Source organism: Chryseobacterium elymi (genome assembly GCF_003385495.1).
Lineage (GTDB): Bacteria > Bacteroidota > Bacteroidia > Flavobacteriales > Weeksellaceae > Chryseobacterium > Chryseobacterium elymi.
Genome location: NZ_QNUH01000004.1, coordinates 193,476 through 211,268, shown reverse-complemented (window position 1 = coordinate 211,268; position 17,793 = coordinate 193,476). Strand labels below are relative to the sequence as shown.

The window sequence follows — 17,793 nt, the reverse complement described above, 5'->3', positions numbered from 1 at the left end:
AATCAACATGAAAAATTTATTGTTAATAATCGTAAGTGTTCTTTCTTTCATTGCATGTAAGAAAGAGGAAGCTAAGCAAACAAACCTATATGATAAGGTTTACCTAAATTTAGTAGATGAGAATGGTGTAAATGTCCTGAATTCAAAGTTGACAATGGCTGACCTGGATCTATATTACGTCACAAGTACAGGTGATAAAATCCTTCAAAATCATGAAAATCTGGATTTTCCAAAGAATATGAATATTGTAAATGAGGGGGTGGATAAGATGCTGATTGTGTTTGCAAATGTAGAAGCTCAAAATAATGAGTATGCAGAAAGCATATTAAAAGTTAAAGGTTATGATGATATAACAATTAAGGTTAAGGTTCAAAAAAATGGCGGTAGCCTTGGATATTCCGACTTATTTTTAAATGGAAAAAACATACCTGTAGATTTGAGATCTAAACCTATTAAGTTACAGCTGGAAAAATAGTTCCATTCAGATATACAAAGACCACAGATTTGTGGTCTTTGTATTTTTCCCTCCAATAGATAAAAAAACGTTTCCTTTCGATTAACGGCAATAATAGCCGCTCATTTATATCATCAAAGTTAGATACGATAATTTTTACGCCATATTTAGAATTTAGATACTAGGAAAGCAAATCACCATAAAAATTACCGTCAACTTTATAAACATGGTTAATCTTATCATTTTCACATCGTCCAACGAGGTTATATTCCTCCGACCTATATAAGTAAACCTTCCCGCAACATCCCTTTTTAATGCAGTCCGCAGATCGTTTGTTAAAAGTAAAATGCCAAGGTCCATTTCTCCGAATTGAAATATGAGTTTGTTCATCAAATAAAACCTCTCGCTCTACCGGCAATTTTTCACCCAAGATCAAGTATAAAATTTTATGGGGAAATTTGGTCTTTTTGAGTTTTTCTTTATAAAAATATAAGAATATCGGAAGTGCACAAAGCAAACTCATCATCGACATTTTCCAGACCCATTCATTTGAGGACCATATATAATAAATTCCTATTGCTATTACCAAAGTAAGCAGCGTCATTACGAACAGATAATACACATACGAATCTTTAACCGATTGCGAGAATGGAAATGATATCTTTTCCTTTTCATCCGCTTTGAAAAAGACTGTATTATCACCTTGAAAATCCAAAGACCGACAAAGTACCGTTCTAATTTGCTGGCTAGGCATCTGCATTATTTTAGCAGCAATATGTTTATGGGTGATCACATTAATCTTAATGTTTGGATTATGTATTCGTAATTTATCAACCACAGCCAATTCATCAGAAGTAGAAATTCGATTAGTAACAAAATTAAAAATTTCAACATTGTAATTTTTAGTGACGCAGTTAACAAAGTCCTGCCGAATCTTCGTTTTGACATCGCTTCTGGAAGATATAGCAAAATATTCCTTAGATTGCGGAATATAACCATCTTTACCGCCATCTCCATTACTTCCATATGATGCTACACGTTGAAATTCTATGCCATAAATTGCATCAAAATATCTTTCGCAGTAATCTTGAAACTCAAAGCTGTGTTTTCCTTCTAACAGCATTTCCATTAAGTCTATTTCCATAAGTATAAATTTTAATGTTTATTTAAATTGAAAGATAAAGATAAGTCAACGCTCAATATCGCTTGCTATTCTTGATTGCATAAAGAAAAACACCCGAATCTTGGGTAGAATCGGGTGTTTTAGCCATTATTAACCTATTTTATGAAAAGTATGCTCGAACGAGCATAAAATTATTTACTCGAATTTAATAACATTTTTAGAAAATGTCAAATTAGGATAGCCTTTTTATTACAATTTCCTATTTGCCTTCTCTTTTTTTAATTGGTTCCAATTATTGATATTTAAAATTAAGATTGGAAGCAGAGCTAGAGGTATCACATTTAACGCGCTAAAACCGCGTTTAAATGTTATGACTATATTACTTAAGAATAATAGCAGGATTGCTATGCCCAACATGATCGTTATGGCTTTGATTTTTTTTTCATTGCTTACAAGTTCTTTATTTGTATACTCAGTTAGGGCCTTATTTTTCATATTCTTCTTTTTAATGACATCACGTTTATTATTTTATTAGGAGACTAAACTTAAACTTCATAATTAAGTTCAGGTACTTCTGAATAAACAAAGGCTTTTGTAGGAGTTCCAGTTGTTTTGAACTCTTTTTCAATTGTATATGCTTCCATTTCAGCGGCACTGATTTGATAAGTTGCAAGTTCTGTAATTCGTTCCTCGCTCAGATCCTCCATCATCCATTCCCACGCAAGTTCGTCCGGTAGCATAGTAGGCATCCTGTTTTTTGAATTATGAATTTGTCTCATGAGCGGATTTGCTTCGGTAGTTACAAGAGCTACCGTATCCAATGTTTCGCCTGTATCCATGTCAGTCCAATTTTGCCAGATAGCTGCGATAAAGAAATACTCTTTTCCCTTAAGTCCAATATGGTAAGGATATTTATCTGCTGTCTTAAGCGGTTTATTGGTTTTTTTATTGAGACGATAAATATGGCGCCACTCGTAAAATTCACTTGAAAGTATTAAGCATCTTCTATCCAGCGCTGCTTTCCGAAACATTTTCTCTCGACCAGTACTTTCATCCTTCAGTAAAAGTTCTTCACCTTTTGCGTTCAACGTCGTATATGGCTGATGCCATTTTCCCTTGTCGTCCTTATAACCAAAACGCATCTTTTTCAGATTTTCTCTATTTTTCACATATGATGGAACGAAGCCCCATTCCATTTGGACGATGTTAAAATTGCATTTGTCTTCCGTGGGACGCAAAACCGCAATGTTTCCGTAATTAAATCCCTCGTGAATTTCTTGATCTAGAAAATCGTAGTTCATAACAGCTTTCTCCAGATCCATGAGACGAATAAATTCGTCTCTCGATACACGTTGTCCATTATAATAACACATAAGATTAAAGTTATAAATGTTTACTTATTTCTTTACCAAATGACTCTGCCTCCTTTTGCCGTCCTTGCGGTATACTCGTCCAGAGATTACTGGACAGAGCGGAAATTCGAGTAATAACGAGCGGTAACCGACCATCAGAAAATAGCAACCTAAAGACCTGTTGATCATTAACTGTGTATTCAGATACAACAATTTTCACGCCCTCGGCTGAAATTTCTAACGTTTTATTTTCAAAAAGATTACCCATCAGACTGCTAGTCAATAATTTAATGATAATTAAAGTTAATCATTTTTTCTTTCTTCTCATCTAATGAAATGATTTACCTTTAAGTCTAGGTATATGTTCTTCGGCCTAAAGCCCTAGATATTAAAAAAAATAAGGTACTGTACCATTAATAAAATATCCAAGGTTATGGAATTTGAAAGTGAAAAAGAAATGCAAAAATGGCTGAGTAATATCTTTGCAAAAGGACTGTGCTTAGCTGATATTATAATAAATTACGAGGAGTTTATTTCAAGTAGTGACCACCTAAATTATCCAGATTCTTCCCATCAGAAAATAGCACATAGTTTTCTCCATTGTCTTAAGTCCTTTGAAAACCATGAAGTTTTAATGGAGGATAAAAATATCTCCTTAAATTCCGATGATATTTTGCGACCCGATTTCTTACTTTATTCGCCAGCAACCGAAAGTATCATAATAGTTGAGCTAAAAAATCAAAAAGGTTCCACTAGACAAACCGCAACTGAAATCGGGGCCTATGCAGCAGAAATCAGAAGCTATCTACCTTTTCTCTCAGAAGGTGACTTAGTGAATGTGATTGTCTCTAGTGAATGGCCAACATTACTCTGTCATTTCACGTATAATGAAATTGTTTGGTTGCATAAACGTATTATCTGTTTAGAACCCACTCACAGCGGTGGAGAAACAGCATTAAACATAGTAGATCCTTATATAATTTTTAAAGAACGAATGACTCCATCAATTTCGGCTCAACAATTAGGGGGGTACCAGATTTGCCTTTATGATGACCAGCTGTATGCTGGTGGAGATTACATGAGATTGCAGGAATTTGAGAATTCAATGTTTATTGCCTTACATGCCATGTCAGCAAAGGGTAATTCATTGAAGGCACATGGATTCGCGTTTTTGTGGCGTCATCGTTTTGATGTTGGTGTTGCACCATACAATATTACCGTAATGAATTTTGCTTCTTTTCAAACACCAATGTTAACTATCGAAAATTCGACTTTTAAAGAAAATATTTTCTCCAATAAACTTATTAAAGCGATCCATGACCACAATCCTGAAGGCCATAGTAATACACTGGATATCATCTCAGACTATGCAGATACTTTTTTAAAAGAGTTCTGCTCACCTAGAGCAGAGGGATACTCAAATTGGCAAACTTTAAAACCAAGAATCTTCACTGAGATCGCTATTGCATTTGTTGGATGGGGTTATTTTCAGGAGTGTCTGTTTGATCGCTTAGCAAAAATGCCTAAACATGAGGAAGCCGACATTCGTTTTGAGTCTACAGATCCACTATTTGCAATAGCGATGCTTAATGAGATTATTACATAATTTGTAAAGTCAACAACTACATTTCTTTAAATAAAAAGAAACCATCTTCCGATGGTTTCAAAAACAGTCACATCAACATATAATCAGATAATCTGAACTATACTTGCGTTCTAAACGTAATGATGAAGATTATACGGTTTATTACCGGATGAAGTTACCAATCCTTATCTGTTTGATAACTCTGATTAAGGTCCGGACCGAAGATAATTGTTCCGTTATTAATAGTATAAGGAAATACTACCTGATATTTCTTCCTACGATTTCTAAATATTTCAATAACTACTACATCATATCCATCTGATTGGCCAGTGAGGACAATTGCTGAGGCAGTGATCTCAGAATCTGCTAAATCTAATTTTACCTCCTTGATGAGGAAATCATAGATTTGAGTTTCTGAAAATGTTTCATACGCTTTCACTGTATCAACAACTTCGCCTGAGCGAAAAAAGACCCTAAACGGTTTGAACTCGCCCATTTGGAGTAAAAAAAAACCAGCGCGTTCTTTAAGGGCGTTTATAAATGCTTCCATTTCTTAATTTTAACTCACTTACAAATTTAATGCTTGGAGCGTTACTATTATTTTCATTTCTGTTACGCATTCTTTGTCAGTATAATTTTATACTTTCCCAATAATTGACAGGCTTTCCCGTACAGATAAATTATTATTACAAGCGAGCTTTCTAAAAATAGTAATTAAGCCCTAGTTGGAAATTAGTGTTTTTTGAAATCTCTCCGCCGCTATTTTTAACAATATTGCTCAATCCTGCTATATAACGAGCATTAATCCCTATGTTCGGACTAAATCTATAGCCTAAACCAAGGTCTAAAGCAAAATTAAAGGTTTTTAATCCATCTTTATTACTTGCTTTATTAGAGGTGCCATTAATATCACCTGATGCTTGAGCATTAATAAGGAGCCCAAATTCGGGGCCAGCTTCAAGATAAAATTCAGGAGTGGCATTGTATTGTACCATTACTGGAACATTAATATAACCAAGGGTTTGTTTCATATTCGTTATTGTATATCCTACAAAGTCATAGTCATCTTTTAATTTTGCCCCCTGTTGGCTATATACTGCCTCCGGTTGAATGTTAAATGCTTCAGAAATTGGAATATTTACAAATACCCCACCATAAAATCCGGGTTTGGATTTGGAATCTCCGTCTGTTATACTTGAAAGGTTCCCCCCAGCCTTAATACCAAATCTCGTCTCGTCTGAGTATTGGGCAAATGTCATAGTTCCTATAACTATGCATAAGCTTAGTAATTGTTTTTTCATATAATTAGTTTAAAAAATTGTATTTGAATTTCATAGTTTGATTCTGTACCTTATATCTTTTTTAATTTTTATTTTCTACTATATGTTTTAATAATATTAGCACGATATTCATTATCTTTTTCATTGAATTCAACTAAATTTTCTTCAAGATTTAAATTTATAAAAATCTCCGCATAATCATTTTCTTCATCATCATTAAAAAATGCCTTAAACCTATAATAATTTGGATTACTTAAATTGGCTTCGATTTCATTCAATGGAAATATTGTTACAGTTATAGGCTTAATTGAAAATTTATCATTGCATTTAATTCCGTAAATTTTGCATAAGGCATGAAGAAAGTTATCACTTTCTTCGCCAATAGATTGCAAGGTCATCCCTTTCCTATAAAATGCATTACTGTCAAGTTTACCGTTGACTATTCCTGCATTTATATTATTTTGAACCGTTAATTTTAACCCTACTATTTTATTTTTATATTTCCCTTTTACAGTATATAAAAATGCATTTGCTGAATTTTCAGTTTCAACAATTTTTAATGCTATATCATTAAATCCTTCTTCTTTTACATTTATTATTTCTGGAAGATTTGATTTAACGGTATCTGATTTATTGCAACCAAAAAGGGTTGAAAAAAAACTTGTTAGTAATAGTGTCTTGGAGAAAATACTTCTCATAATTTCTATGATTGTTGGTTTTTATCTAATTGTTATGTAAAGGCCATTTCCACTCTAATTCTATGGGAGAACTTAATTTTTATACCGTGGAAACCAAAGGTTTTACTTTTGAAAAAGTTGCCCGAGTATTCGGGCAACTCTTATAATAAGTTATATGAACTTATTAAATAATTGCTCATGAGATTTTCAAATTCTAGTTATATTTCAAGAAGGATTTTCTCTTCATTCTCAAAAACTTACTTTTATGGAATAAGTTCTGAACTCTTTAATTTTAATATTTTTTTGTCTTGTTTATTTGCTTCTATTTGTTTCAATAAAAAATCCTTATTACTCGCTACATTCTGCAATTTCTGAAACCATGCGCCAAACTCTCCAAACACTGCTTCAAAGATTTTCAGATTCCAGTTTTTACTTGCTCTTTCAATTTGATCTAATGTACTTTGAATCTGACTTTCGCTTCCTGCATATAATGCCAAATAAAATTTAAACTCAAGTAATGATGCATTGCTTGCCGTGGCTGATTGATAAGTACTATCTTTTTTTTGAATGTCATCTATTAGATTGTAAAAACTATCCAATGGCACATCATCTTCCAGAGATAATTGCAGACTATCAGAAACAATTTGAATTGCTTCTTTTAACTTTTCATTCACATCATTATAAGGAAGATCTAATTGTAAATTTCTACCATTATAGAATTCAAACATGAGGACCGGATAAGCCAGACAAGATTTAATATCCGTCTTATATAAGGGATATATTACAAAATGGGGTCTGTAGTCCTCACTCCTTGGCAAATTAATAAGTTCTATACCGCATATAGCCGGACCAATTATTTTGTATAGCTTATTCTGGGAAAATGCACTTAAGCCTGGAAATGCCCTTAACCACTCCTCCTTGATTATTTTCTTTGTTTTATTATCCATTTTTTATCTTACTATAATGTTACCGTATCGATCTACTATCCTTATTGGTTGTCCAAATGTATTATTATATTTATTAAATTGAGAGGTTCCCATCACAGGTTTTCCAAATTTGAAATCATAAATAACACCGTTTGAAGTGTCATGAACATCTAAATAACCTTTTCCAAAAGCCCTGTTAAAATACTTGTTAACCTCCATTCCTCTATTACCGTACATACCCTGATATTTTTTTATAAAAGTAGTTGCATATGTATGTTTAGCGGTTCCTGCAAACCTGCCCGTTCCCCCAATTGCATTTTCTGCTCTAACAGCGGCTTGGGATACAAGTTGTTCATTTGACCTAAATACCTTCGGGAACGTCTCCTGACCTAGATTGCTGAATTTGGGATTGGGAGTATCCTTATATATAGGAATGGAGCTGACCCCCTCATCGACTATCTGGTAGCCAGTAACTTCCTTAATTCCTCCATTAATATCTCCAATTACCAAGTTTCCTTTTGGTGCAGGTGTTGCGCCTACGGTGGTTGTTTTCGGAGTATTGTTCAGTGTCCATTGGGTTCTTCCTACTTCGATAGGCGCATTTTTTAAAATGGTACCTTGTGGAGCACCTGTCGTAACTGCCCTTGCATTAGCTACAGCCCGCTGGATTCCGCCTGCAACACCTCCGATAGCTCCTCCCATAGCGGCTCCGGTCAAACCGCCCATAAAGGTACCCTGTACTACATCTTCGCCAAACATTACGGCAGTTGCAAAGCCATTGATGGCTCCAGCTGCTGCTCCTCCAGCCGCTCCTGCTATGGCTCCACCTAAAACACCACCCTGTATTCCCGCAGTAGCTGCTGCGGTGAGGGCAGAAGCGCCTACAACTGTCCCTACACCTCCGGTAAATGCTCCAATGGCACCGCCCATTGCAATTTTCCCCCAGGTCGCTCCCCAGTTCCATTTAACAGGATTCCATGAGCCGTTAGCTTTTACTCCTGTAACGTAGGCTCCTATAACTGCTCCCGCAACAATCCATACAAATTCCCCGTTAGGGTCATTATACATCAGCGGATTATTCATTACATACCCGTACCTGTTGTAGTTTTGGGTATTAAATGGTGCTTGAATGTGTTCATCTGCATTCAAAAATCTTCTGAGCAGTGGGTCATAGAGCCTTCCGTTCATATGGATAATTCCAACTTCAGAAAAATGCTCATGACTGGTATACCCCCGGTCTATTAAAAATAGAGTCGAATTGATTACATTTTTATCTGTAACAATAGCCCCGGTGCCTTTCTGAAAATGAGTAAAATTACCCCATGCATCAAAATGTCTCCGCTCGAATGGTCTGCCATTTTCAGCACTGATGGCCAAGATGCTTCCCAGGTAATCCTTATGCAAAAACCTGTAATAAGGAATGGTAACATCAAAGTCTTTCAAATATACAATATCTGATTCATATGGTGAACCTCCGATGTAAATAATGTGCTTTTCTTTCCCGGTAGCATTGTTTTTTACTACTTCGAAGCTTCCTTCTTCACTATAAATTTTAGTGAATAGTCCATCATGATCACTTCCAAAATTGCCTCCGTAGGTTGCTCGCTGTCTCATGGCTGATAAGCCATACTGAAAGGCAACATCCCCTTTTTCACCGTCTATAAATACCGGATCATTATTCTCATTGTACAGAACAGTTTGCACCAGATCATGGTCATAATTTTGTACACCGTTATTATTAAGGGTCATTCCGCTAGGCTGGTAGATTTTGCCAGCATTCTCAAACTTGATGGTTCCGATATGATCATTTTCCATGATCCGGCCTTTTACATCATAAATATTTCGGTTGGCAGATGGTATAACTCCTGTTACGGGATCGGTCCAGTTTACCAGGCGGTTATTATCATCATAACGAAAAGATTCACTGATGTCAAATAGTACATTTTTCCGGAAGTTCAATTCATTTTTAATAGCATTAAAGGAGTACTGCACGTGTATTATAGGTACTGATGTCGCAGATAAATGCTTAATTTCCTGAAGCATTCCCGCAGCATCATAGGTATTGGTTACCCCTGAAGTACCCAACTTTGCTTTCAGGACCTTCGACTTGGCATTGGTCTCCTGAAGCTCCCATAAAACTTTTCCGGTAGCTTTGTCTTTTACCTGATAAAGCTCTCCATTCCACGGGCTATAGATATTTTCGATTGATGCCTTGGTTATAATTCCTGAAGATTGCAATTCTTTCTCATAAGACCTTACCCTTCCATTACTGTCATATACTATGCTTTTGTCGTAAAAGTATGCTTCAGGAGTTGTTTGGGTGGAACTTATTACCCGTCCTTGGGGATCATATTTTCTTGTGTATATATACTTTTTCCCGTTGGAAGTTCCCGTTTTTTGGTCTATTCTGCCTTTACTATCATACGAAAAGGTGATGATCTTTTCCGTTTCGTTTCCGGGATTGGATTTCTCAATCTGGCTAATCAGCTGACCTAGATTATTATACTTATATATTTTCTCTCCCTTTGGGCTAACAATTCTTGACAATGCTCCCATATATCCCAAATATTCGTACTGGTATACTCCGTTGGAAGGGTCTTCCATTTGTATTTTATTTCCCCAGTCATCATATTTAGTGGTCACAATATTTTCAGCATACTTCGCCTGGATCTGTTGCCCCGCTGCATTGTAAGAGAACTGTACAGTTCCCCCCTTATCAGTAGATGAAATGATATTTCCTAATGCATCCATCGTCTGAGAAGTTATCCTTCCATAATCTGCCGGGTTAGTCTCCTTTACGGTGGAGGTTAGTCCAGAAGTAGTAGTCTCAGTTTTCTTCCCTGTAAAGGCTATGGCATTTACCTTGGCGGGGAAAACGGTGTCGTCATAAGTGAATGTATTCCACTGGCTGGCACTCTGGCCTTCAAAATAGGGCTCAGATTCGTTAATTTTCCTTCCCAATATGTCATACTGCGTTTCTTTAGAGACATACTGCCCCTGTCCGAAAGCTTTGGTTGAAGTTTTATATTCTCTTCCAAGTTTGTCTGTAAGAGTTTTGGAAACACCTCCATCGGAATCAGTTCGGGTAATGGTTACATTGTACAGGTTGTCTTTTTCATATTGATACGTGGTAGTTCCAAGCAGGCTAGATACAACACTCATTAGTTTACCCCATCCATCATAAGTATTTGTTATGGTATTATTATCGGGATCAGTCTTCATAAGCATCTGACCCCAGGCATTGTGAGTAAATACGGTTTCCAGTCCGAGGTTATCTGTTCTTTTAACTAGAAACCTTCCCTGTTGGTCATATACTACCGATTCAGTTTTGGAATTGCCATCAATTCCTGATGTTGTTGTCGTAGACGTAATATTTCCAAAACCGTCGTATCCATATTTTTCCACAATTGCTTTAGTAGCATCTGATCCTGGAAAATAAGTGCTGGTTCTTAAAAGATTGTTATCATAGGCGTATGTTGTGAAATTTTTTTGAGTGTCACCATAGGCTTCTAGCATTTCAAGTTTGTTCGATGGTCTTCCAACATAATAATTCTTTCCTATACCCGCTAAATTATGCTCATAATCAAACTCTGTTGTTGAGACAGCATAGCCATTATTAGTATTGGTTACCGTTTGGGAAGGAAGGTAGTAGTTTTCATAGGTAGTAGTTTGATCAGTAAATACACCAGTTAAAAAATCTTTGGTCTTCGTAGATATCGGAACAACAGCAGTAACAACCTGGGTTTTGTATGCTGGAGGCACGGTAGTAACGACCTGGCCATTCACAAGTTTGTCTATCTTGTATGTTACACCCTCAAAGCTCAACAGCTGGGTATTATTTTCAGATATATCAATCGGGAAAATATTATTTTCGTTGTTTGTTCTGATGCTCCAATTTTTTACTGGAATTCCGTCTTTAAGGAGATCAATTTCTGATCCGGACCATATTTTGGTATTTTCATATCCATCAGCGTACCAGGAAGAACGGGCGATCTGATGATACCCAATCATTTGTTTCTCATGTAAGTTTCCAGACAGACCCCTGTATCGGAAATCCTGCTTCCTGCCTTCCTGCTTAAGCTGGGAAACGGCAAAAGCCTGATCCGCTCTGCTTAAAGAATAATATGGATAAAACTCATTCTTTTCTTTTTTATAAAAAGATGAATTAGAGGTATTATTTGGAACTACTTCTAGATATTCTACTGAGGTGGTAACTCCTCCCTGTGTGATTGAGCTAACTCTGGCAAGTTCGGAAAGTGGAGTAGGCCCCTTTATTTTTTTTAGATTTTCTTTCCAGTATAAAAAGACATTGTAATAATTATTTCCTGATTTTATTGGGTTGGTAAGAGGGGAAAACAATGTAAGATCAGTAATGTCTGGTGTACCATATAACGGACTTTGAAATGACCAGTTTGCCGTAAAATTCGGCGTTCCATCAATCTCAGATCCATTCGCCATTTTCGCGCTAACTATATACCCAAACTCTCTATACCCATTTGCTTGGAAAGGATTAATCTGATTGTAAGAGAAAACCTGAACGACATCAGATTTTCCATCTTTATTCATATCAGTAACAGAAAAGAAATATTGTTTTGCATATTTTGCATAATTACCCGTCATTTCCTTCTGGAACTTTCTATAGGTAAAGAATTCTTTTTTCAGGAAAGGGACAAAGCCTTTATCTGTTCCGATATAAAATCTCCAGTCATCAGGTTTTCCGATCGCATTATCTGTAATGGGAATGGTAAAATCAAGCTTTCCATCGCCATTATAATCCCCGTATAACACTGGGAATTCCGGATCTTTTGTTTCAAGCAGGTTTCCAGAAAAGCGTATTTTCTTCTCATAATGGGTCGCATCATATTTTACAAATTCAAAGACTGTATACTTGGAGCCTGATACACTAATAATTTCTACTTTTCCGTCTCCGTCAATATCAGTATAATGCTGATCAGGATATAAGCTGTCATTGATTGACGAAATGATGTAATGAAAGCCAGCATTTGGATTTTTAAGATCTACAAGAGCTTTTGTGTTAAATGAACCCTGGTCTCCATCATCAATAAAAAGATCAGGAATACCATCACCATCTAAGTCCCCTACCTCCAGGGTGATGATATCATCGGGAGAACCTAGAGCTAGATTTCTCTCGAATACCTTTACAAAGGTATTATCTCTAAAAATATAGCAGAGAACTTTGCTGTCTTTATATTCAACAATGCCATTACCATTATAAACCTGTCCTTGTTCATCCAATAAGGTGTTTACTACTTTAGCATTACCGGCAAAAACTTTCCCTGTAGAAACGGTTGAAAAAGTTTCATTGAAAGCACCCAGCTTTACCTTACCGTTATTCATCAAAAAATCCAGATAAGAGTCCCCATTAAAATCTCCTACTAATTTGACATCATTAAAAGGCTCAGGTTCAGCTGGGTACTCAGCGTAGGATGAGTTGACATAAGGTGGATAGTTTAATGTCACCTCATTGGCAGACTCATTATTAGCATTGTACTCAATAATCTTATTGGCAAACTGGTAACTTGTTCCATTATTGGTATACTCTATACTGTATCTTCTGAATTGGTTAAAATCTGTAGTGACCTTAACTTCTGAAAGAATTTTGGTTTGATAATATTTGAGTCCCTGTATATAGGATTCTTCTTTTAAATGCCTATCGGAATAAGTAAAACGAATGGCATTCATATGGGGTTTATTCAAATCCTTATTGCCTCCCCATTCTACAGCATCAAGAATGGTAATGTGGTTTCCCGGACTATAGCTATAAGTAATATAATTCCCCTGAGCATCTTTCCATTCGCTGATATTGTATTCTGTTGAAGTTTTTCCATCCAGACCAATACCGTACAAGGCTTGAGAGCCATCCTCAAAAGTGATTTCCCAGTGATCGGGGCCTAACCAAGCCTGTCCAAGAGTAACAGATCCCACAGACTTTATTTTTATATTTGAGTATTTCTCTGTTACATATTCCGCACCATCCTTGCCGTATTCTCCGGATTTAAGAATCAACCTTTGGCCGTTGAAGCTGTAATAATCCGAGTAGTTGAACTGGATTCCTTTTACTTCTTCGGCATTTTCTATAGTCTTTGTAATTCTTGTGATTGCTGTAATGCCGGAGATACTCCATCCATACCCAGCAATACCATTACCGGATTCACTGGTGTAAACCAAACTTATTTTCGGAGTTACATCTTTTATACCTGGAGGTACTGCAATAGGTAAGGAAAACTGGAGCTGTCCTGTCCTTGTGACTTCGATATTTCCTTCAGTATCATGAAATTTCGGCGGCGCTTGTGAAAAGCAAAGAACCGAAATAAAAGATAATATGAAGGAGAAAAATAATTGTATTTTCTTTAGATTATATTTTTTCATGACGATTATCTTTTAGTGATGTTTTTACTGATAGTTCTTCCATCTTTTAAGGAAAAACGCAAAACATATACGCCCCAGTCGTAACCTGTCATATTGATCTTCAATTGCTTGTTTAGAGAAGGGATATTCTGCTGTTGGAATTTCCAGTGTACAGTACTATGTTGATAAAGTGAGACTGATTGGATTAATCCGTCTGCTTCCTCTGTCCAGTCGATCGTTAACACATCGTTAACCGGAACAGGGTAAAGCCTGATCTGTTTCCAGAATGTCTTCTCATCCATTGTCTGTGCGCCAGCTAATGGGACTTTTTTAGATTGCTCGGAAGCTTGTTTGGCTGCAGAGTCTGGTCCCCTGTATCGCTGATTGCCTGCGTCGTCGTATTTAAAGTAGACTTCGGTTTGAGAATACCCCAAAAAGCCCAGCAATAAACAAAACAAAATCATAGATTTCTTTACCATAAACCCTCGCTTTCTAGGAAAAAGATCGAATAGACTGATACGACGATCCACTTGCGATGGTATCAATTTCCTATGCAAAGGAATCCTTCGGCCCTGATGACCGGAGGCTGGACACCGATACGGCGTACCATTATAAATTTTGTACATGTGCTTTGTTTTTAGATTAAATTAGATATTAGTTATCCCTAAAAATGGGATTCATTGTCCTATCGTCTAATTTTTTGACGACGGGATATGTTTATCCAGAAAAAAGTTTCGCTTTCATTTAGGTTAATTTGAAGATTTCAATATTCCTGATTATTCAATCAGGCCACGGATAGTCTCTAAAGACGCTTAGCCTTACGGCCGTGTACAAATCGAAGAGATTCTTTATTTGTACATAAAAGAAGTTAGGGTGAGAACTTCATTTCAATAATCAATACCACTTTTCCATTCGAGAGCTATTTACAGTTTCGAAATACATAGCAACGATATGTACTTACAATTTTTGATTATATTGTTTACATATCAATAAATGGTGATTTAACTAAACATACTTCACAAAAAAATGATAAAATATCGACCTAAAAATATATTCGTTTTTCATTTTATGATTAGAAATTAGCGCACTTTTTTAAGAAGTATTGGTGTTTCAAAAAAGTGTTGTTTAAATTGTTATGGTTTTAAAATTTTCATCTGATAATATTAATGTTAATCAATCAAATACAGACCATTTGATATTGTTTTGTGCACCAATATTATGAAAAATTATAAGCAAAAATATCCGTAAAAACCCCATATTAAAATGGGGTTTTTACGGATATTTTTTAAATTGCATTAATATGGTTAAAAAGCCTAGTCGTACCGTATTTATTTCCCTTTTAGGTGAATTAATATTCGGAAGAATTCAATAAAAAAGAAGATTTTTGGGGGAAGGCACAACAGAATTTTAAAATCGTCTAAACAAAATATGATCTTAATGATTTTGAAGCAATCAGGAAAGATTTACTGAATTTTGAATTTTTTAGGCAAAATCCAAATACGCATAAAACTTGTACCAAACATGAGGAGAAAGCAGAATTTCGAGTAATGGCTGATGTTAATAAGAAATTCTTTTTACTGTTTGACAAGGTAGATAATGCTTTGGAATTTTTGAATTCTACTGAACACTACGATTATGGAATATTGGAAACAGACTTGCAGGACGAGCTGGAAAAGATCACCGCTGAAAATATTGATAAAAAATCTGCTGAATTTCTGTCACGTTTTAACAAAACATTTAAATTGCAGGTGGATTATGATCCAAATGAATCTGACTTTTCCACGATCACATCATTACATTATTGGATAGGGTAGTTTTGTTAATGTCTAAAAAATACTTTTAAAAAATCTTTGATTTTACGGAAACCCTAAAGATTTAAAGATATCATAACCGATACCTCAATGAAATAGCCCTCCATATATCTTTAGCAAGTTCTTGATCCGCATCAGAGTTTTCAAAAAACCAAGCTTTATCTCTATTAACAAGTTTTTGAATTACTCCATCTAGTAGAAGATCTACTTGGGTGTCGTCTTTTGAAATTCCTCTTTTTAAAAGTCGAATCTGAAAATCTCTATTCTTATACGTGATCCTAAAAATTTGTCCGGCGGTACTATCAAAACTTGAACCGATCGTATCTTCCATATAAGCAAAATAAATTAATAAACTGAATTTAGTATGTTTCCCTTTTTTTGTAACGTAAGATAATATGAATTGTTGTAGGTATTACCTTATAATATTATTACCTATAAAGCTTCTGAATGCCAAATTAGGCCATAAAATTCGCATATTCAAGATTCGATAAAAAATCATTCTATATTAGCTCAAACATTGTATAAAAAATTCAAGCACAGTTATGATTGTATAAGTAATAATGATTCATTCAAAATAGACTGTATCATTAAATCTTAAAAATTGGAAAAATATATATTATTAATTTACGAGTGATCAACAGAATGTAGGATAAAACGAGACTATAAAATATTAGCAAAACATCATTTACTTTTTGACAAACATTTCATCATCCAAAATTAAATACATTCTTTAATTACCAATATAGGTGGTGAATTCACCAATTATTTCACCACCGACATAAAGTTATTTTTGGCTTAAATAAAATAAATTACAATCCACAACTACCTTAAGTTCAGTCAGTTACAATGTCACTTGATATGTAATTAAGTATTTGATTTACAGCGCTTTATGAAAAATAGGTTTTTTAAAATTGAGCATTTTGTCCCTTTCTTTCAAAAATAGTTAGTTTGAAGAGAGACGTGAACTTGAAAACTGCATCAAATGAACATTGTTTGCCATTATCAAATTACCAAAATAAAACCCTTTTTTTGACAATGTTACTTCGATAAAAATTGACAATAAATTCTTGAATTTCAATGGTAAGTAATAAAAATTGCTTCTATTATATTTTGTTTGTTTTTATAATATCCGTAAATTTGTAACAGATATTTTTGATTTGTGTGTATTTATCCCCCATATGTCCCTCAATGGTGACAAACCGCTGTAAACAAACACTTTCTAAGTTTTGTATCGGAAAGTAATCACCATTTTCTAAGTACCATAATACAACTATACAACCCGCATTAATAAGGGAAAAATAGAAAATGTTAAGTGATATTTTCTGACATATTTTATACTGTAGGCTTCCCATTATCAGTACGAGTCAAAAGTAGTAATTTCTGTTGATACTTTTTTATTTTTTAATGTGGGAAAGTGGGCAGGTAAAAGGTTTTGTAAAGCAATATATATAAAGAATAAAAACAGATTGGTGAGAACATTAATTAACCTGAGTTCGGGATAAGAAAATACCTGAAACAAATTGTATTTTTATCGCAAAGGCAAACAAAGTATGTTTTGTTGCATGTTAATAAGGAAAACAAGGGCATTCCGTTCAGCAAAGTAAGACCAATATATTCCCTGTATTGCTTACCAATAAGTGAAACGGCTCTGTCTACCTAAAAAAATCAAATGAATGTTTTTTAAAGCTTTGTCTATCCTTGCGTTTAATTTAATCCTTATCCCGAATTCAGGTTTAATTAATATTTATTTGGATAAATATGCTGAATAATAAAATGCTAATGGTTTAAAATCAAATGATTGGTTTTACCTGCCTGTCATAGAACCAATCATTTTCTTATTATGTTGAATAAGCTAATTTTTTATCTCATGTTTCTCTCCATGTCCTTGGTCTACTACTTCGATTTTACCACCTATACTACACATGCAAAATGAATCTTCTGTAAGAATTTTGTAATTGTTAATGGTGTCTTTTTCTGTTGCTTTTTCCCAAGCGACTGGCGCAGGAGTACATGGTAAATACCCTCCCGAAGTGGGCTTTAATTTACATTGTCCGAAAGGTTTTATATTGGTGCTTGTTTGCTTATCCTGCTCCGTAGCAATATACTTTCCCTCGGCTGTAGAGAAATTCTGGCTTGTAACACTAAGGTTGCTCGGTGTTGTTCCCTGATTGCAGGATAATTGGGCGGTATTTGTGATCTTTTGTGGCATTTCATCG

Annotated in this window: 14 protein-coding genes; 3 read left to right on the top strand and 11 right to left on the bottom strand. The window is 35.1% G+C overall.

Features of this window, described 5'->3' with window-relative positions; all coding sequences use genetic code 11:
• Window positions 1-7: 7 nt before the first annotated feature.
• A complete protein-coding gene (locus tag DRF60_RS06390) occupies window positions 8-475 on the top strand; it encodes a hypothetical protein (RefSeq protein ID WP_123902643.1) in 468 nt (155 codons plus the stop codon).
• 160 nt (window positions 476-635) lie between these two features.
• On the opposite strand, the gene DRF60_RS06385 is transcribed toward DRF60_RS06390, so the two are convergent.
• The 3 genes from DRF60_RS06385 to DRF60_RS06375 form a co-directional block, all read right to left on the bottom strand.
• A complete protein-coding gene (locus tag DRF60_RS06385; RefSeq protein WP_116011268.1) occupies window positions 636-1,598 on the bottom strand; it encodes a hypothetical protein in 963 nt (320 codons plus the stop codon).
• 228 nt (window positions 1,599-1,826) lie between these two features.
• Entirely contained in the window at window positions 1,827-2,072 is a 246-nt protein-coding gene (locus DRF60_RS06380; protein WP_116011267.1) for a redox-active disulfide protein 2, read from the bottom strand.
• Window positions 2,073-2,122: 50 nt separating this feature from the next.
• Window positions 2,123-2,899, bottom strand: coding sequence for an SOS response-associated peptidase (locus DRF60_RS06375; RefSeq protein WP_157967933.1), 777 nt, complete (start codon window positions 2,897-2,899; stop codon window positions 2,123-2,125).
• A 463-nt stretch (window positions 2,900-3,362) separates the two neighbouring features.
• On the opposite strand from DRF60_RS06375, the gene DRF60_RS06365 reads away from it, so the two are divergent.
• Window positions 3,363-4,535: a hypothetical protein gene (locus tag DRF60_RS06365; protein ID WP_116011264.1), complete on the top strand. Its 1,173-nt coding sequence runs from the start codon at window positions 3,363-3,365 to the stop codon at window positions 4,533-4,535.
• Between the two features lie 154 nt (window positions 4,536-4,689).
• Here DRF60_RS06365 and DRF60_RS06360 read toward each other — a convergent pair whose 3' ends face one another.
• The 6 genes from DRF60_RS06360 to DRF60_RS06335 form a co-directional block, all read right to left on the bottom strand.
• Entirely contained in the window at window positions 4,690-5,064 is a 375-nt protein-coding gene (locus DRF60_RS06360) for a hypothetical protein (RefSeq protein ID WP_116011263.1), read from the bottom strand.
• A gap of 151 nt (window positions 5,065-5,215) precedes the next feature.
• A complete protein-coding gene (locus DRF60_RS06355) occupies window positions 5,216-5,815 on the bottom strand; it encodes a porin family protein (protein ID WP_116011262.1) in 600 nt (199 codons plus the stop codon).
• Window positions 5,816-5,883: 68 nt separating this feature from the next.
• The gene (locus DRF60_RS06350) at window positions 5,884-6,492 is read right to left on the bottom strand and encodes a hypothetical protein (protein WP_116011261.1); all 609 of its coding nucleotides are present in this window, start codon (window positions 6,490-6,492) and stop codon (window positions 5,884-5,886) included.
• A 242-nt stretch (window positions 6,493-6,734) separates the two neighbouring features.
• Window positions 6,735-7,418, bottom strand: a complete 684-nt coding sequence (locus DRF60_RS06345; RefSeq protein ID WP_116011260.1) for a hypothetical protein — start codon at window positions 7,416-7,418, stop codon at window positions 6,735-6,737.
• A 3-nt stretch (window positions 7,419-7,421) separates the two neighbouring features.
• Entirely contained in the window at window positions 7,422-13,787 is a 6,366-nt protein-coding gene (locus DRF60_RS06340) for an RHS repeat-associated core domain-containing protein (RefSeq protein ID WP_116011259.1), read from the bottom strand.
• A gap of 5 nt (window positions 13,788-13,792) precedes the next feature.
• On the bottom strand, window positions 13,793-14,245 hold the full coding sequence (locus DRF60_RS06335) for a hypothetical protein (RefSeq protein WP_116011258.1): 453 nt from the start codon (window positions 14,243-14,245) through the stop codon (window positions 13,793-13,795).
• A gap of 1,068 nt (window positions 14,246-15,313) precedes the next feature.
• On the opposite strand from DRF60_RS06335, the gene DRF60_RS06330 reads away from it, so the two are divergent.
• Entirely contained in the window at window positions 15,314-15,580 is a 267-nt protein-coding gene (locus DRF60_RS06330; RefSeq protein ID WP_116011257.1) for a hypothetical protein, read from the top strand.
• Between the two features lie 70 nt (window positions 15,581-15,650).
• Here DRF60_RS06330 and DRF60_RS06325 read toward each other — a convergent pair whose 3' ends face one another.
• Together DRF60_RS06325 and DRF60_RS06315 are read right to left on the bottom strand one after the other, a co-directional pair.
• The gene (locus tag DRF60_RS06325) at window positions 15,651-15,908 is read right to left on the bottom strand and encodes a hypothetical protein (protein WP_111959604.1); all 258 of its coding nucleotides are present in this window, start codon (window positions 15,906-15,908) and stop codon (window positions 15,651-15,653) included.
• Between the two features lie 1,521 nt (window positions 15,909-17,429).
• Window positions 17,430-17,786 carry a DUF4280 domain-containing protein gene (locus DRF60_RS06315; RefSeq protein ID WP_116011255.1) on the bottom strand — a complete coding sequence of 119 codons (357 nt, stop codon included), beginning with the start codon at window positions 17,784-17,786 and terminating at the stop codon, window positions 17,430-17,432.
• Window positions 17,787-17,793 lie beyond the last annotated feature (7 nt).

Bases quoted from the DNA above. Each gene is read 5' to 3' on its own strand.
- DRF60_RS06390 (WP_123902643.1), top strand. From the start codon at position 8: ATGAAAAATTTATTGTTAATAATCGTAAGTGTTCTTTCTTTCATTGCA.
- DRF60_RS06385 (WP_116011268.1), bottom strand. From the start codon at position 1,598: ATGGAAATAGACTTAATGGAAATGCTGTTAGAAGGAAAACACAGCTTT.
- DRF60_RS06380 (WP_116011267.1), bottom strand. From the start codon at position 2,072: ATGAAAAATAAGGCCCTAACTGAGTATACAAATAAAGAACTTGTAAGC.
- DRF60_RS06375 (WP_157967933.1), bottom strand. From the start codon at position 2,899: ATGGATCTGGAGAAAGCTGTTATGAACTACGATTTTCTAGATCAAGAA.
- DRF60_RS06365 (WP_116011264.1), top strand. From the start codon at position 3,363: ATGGAATTTGAAAGTGAAAAAGAAATGCAAAAATGGCTGAGTAATATC.
- DRF60_RS06360 (WP_116011263.1), bottom strand. From the start codon at position 5,064: ATGGAAGCATTTATAAACGCCCTTAAAGAACGCGCTGGTTTTTTTTTA.
- DRF60_RS06355 (WP_116011262.1), bottom strand. From the start codon at position 5,815: ATGAAAAAACAATTACTAAGCTTATGCATAGTTATAGGAACTATGACA.
- DRF60_RS06350 (WP_116011261.1), bottom strand. From the start codon at position 6,492: ATGAGAAGTATTTTCTCCAAGACACTATTACTAACAAGTTTTTTTTCA.
- DRF60_RS06345 (WP_116011260.1), bottom strand. From the start codon at position 7,418: ATGGATAATAAAACAAAGAAAATAATCAAGGAGGAGTGGTTAAGGGCA.
- DRF60_RS06340 (WP_116011259.1), bottom strand. From the start codon at position 13,787: ATGAAAAAATATAATCTAAAGAAAATACAATTATTTTTCTCCTTCATA.
- DRF60_RS06335 (WP_116011258.1), bottom strand. From the start codon at position 14,245: ATGGTAAAGAAATCTATGATTTTGTTTTGTTTATTGCTGGGCTTTTTG.
- DRF60_RS06330 (WP_116011257.1), top strand. From the start codon at position 15,314: ATGGCTGATGTTAATAAGAAATTCTTTTTACTGTTTGACAAGGTAGAT.
- DRF60_RS06325 (WP_111959604.1), bottom strand. From the start codon at position 15,908: ATGGAAGATACGATCGGTTCAAGTTTTGATAGTACCGCCGGACAAATT.
- DRF60_RS06315 (WP_116011255.1), bottom strand. From the start codon at position 17,786: ATGCCACAAAAGATCACAAATACCGCCCAATTATCCTGCAATCAGGGA.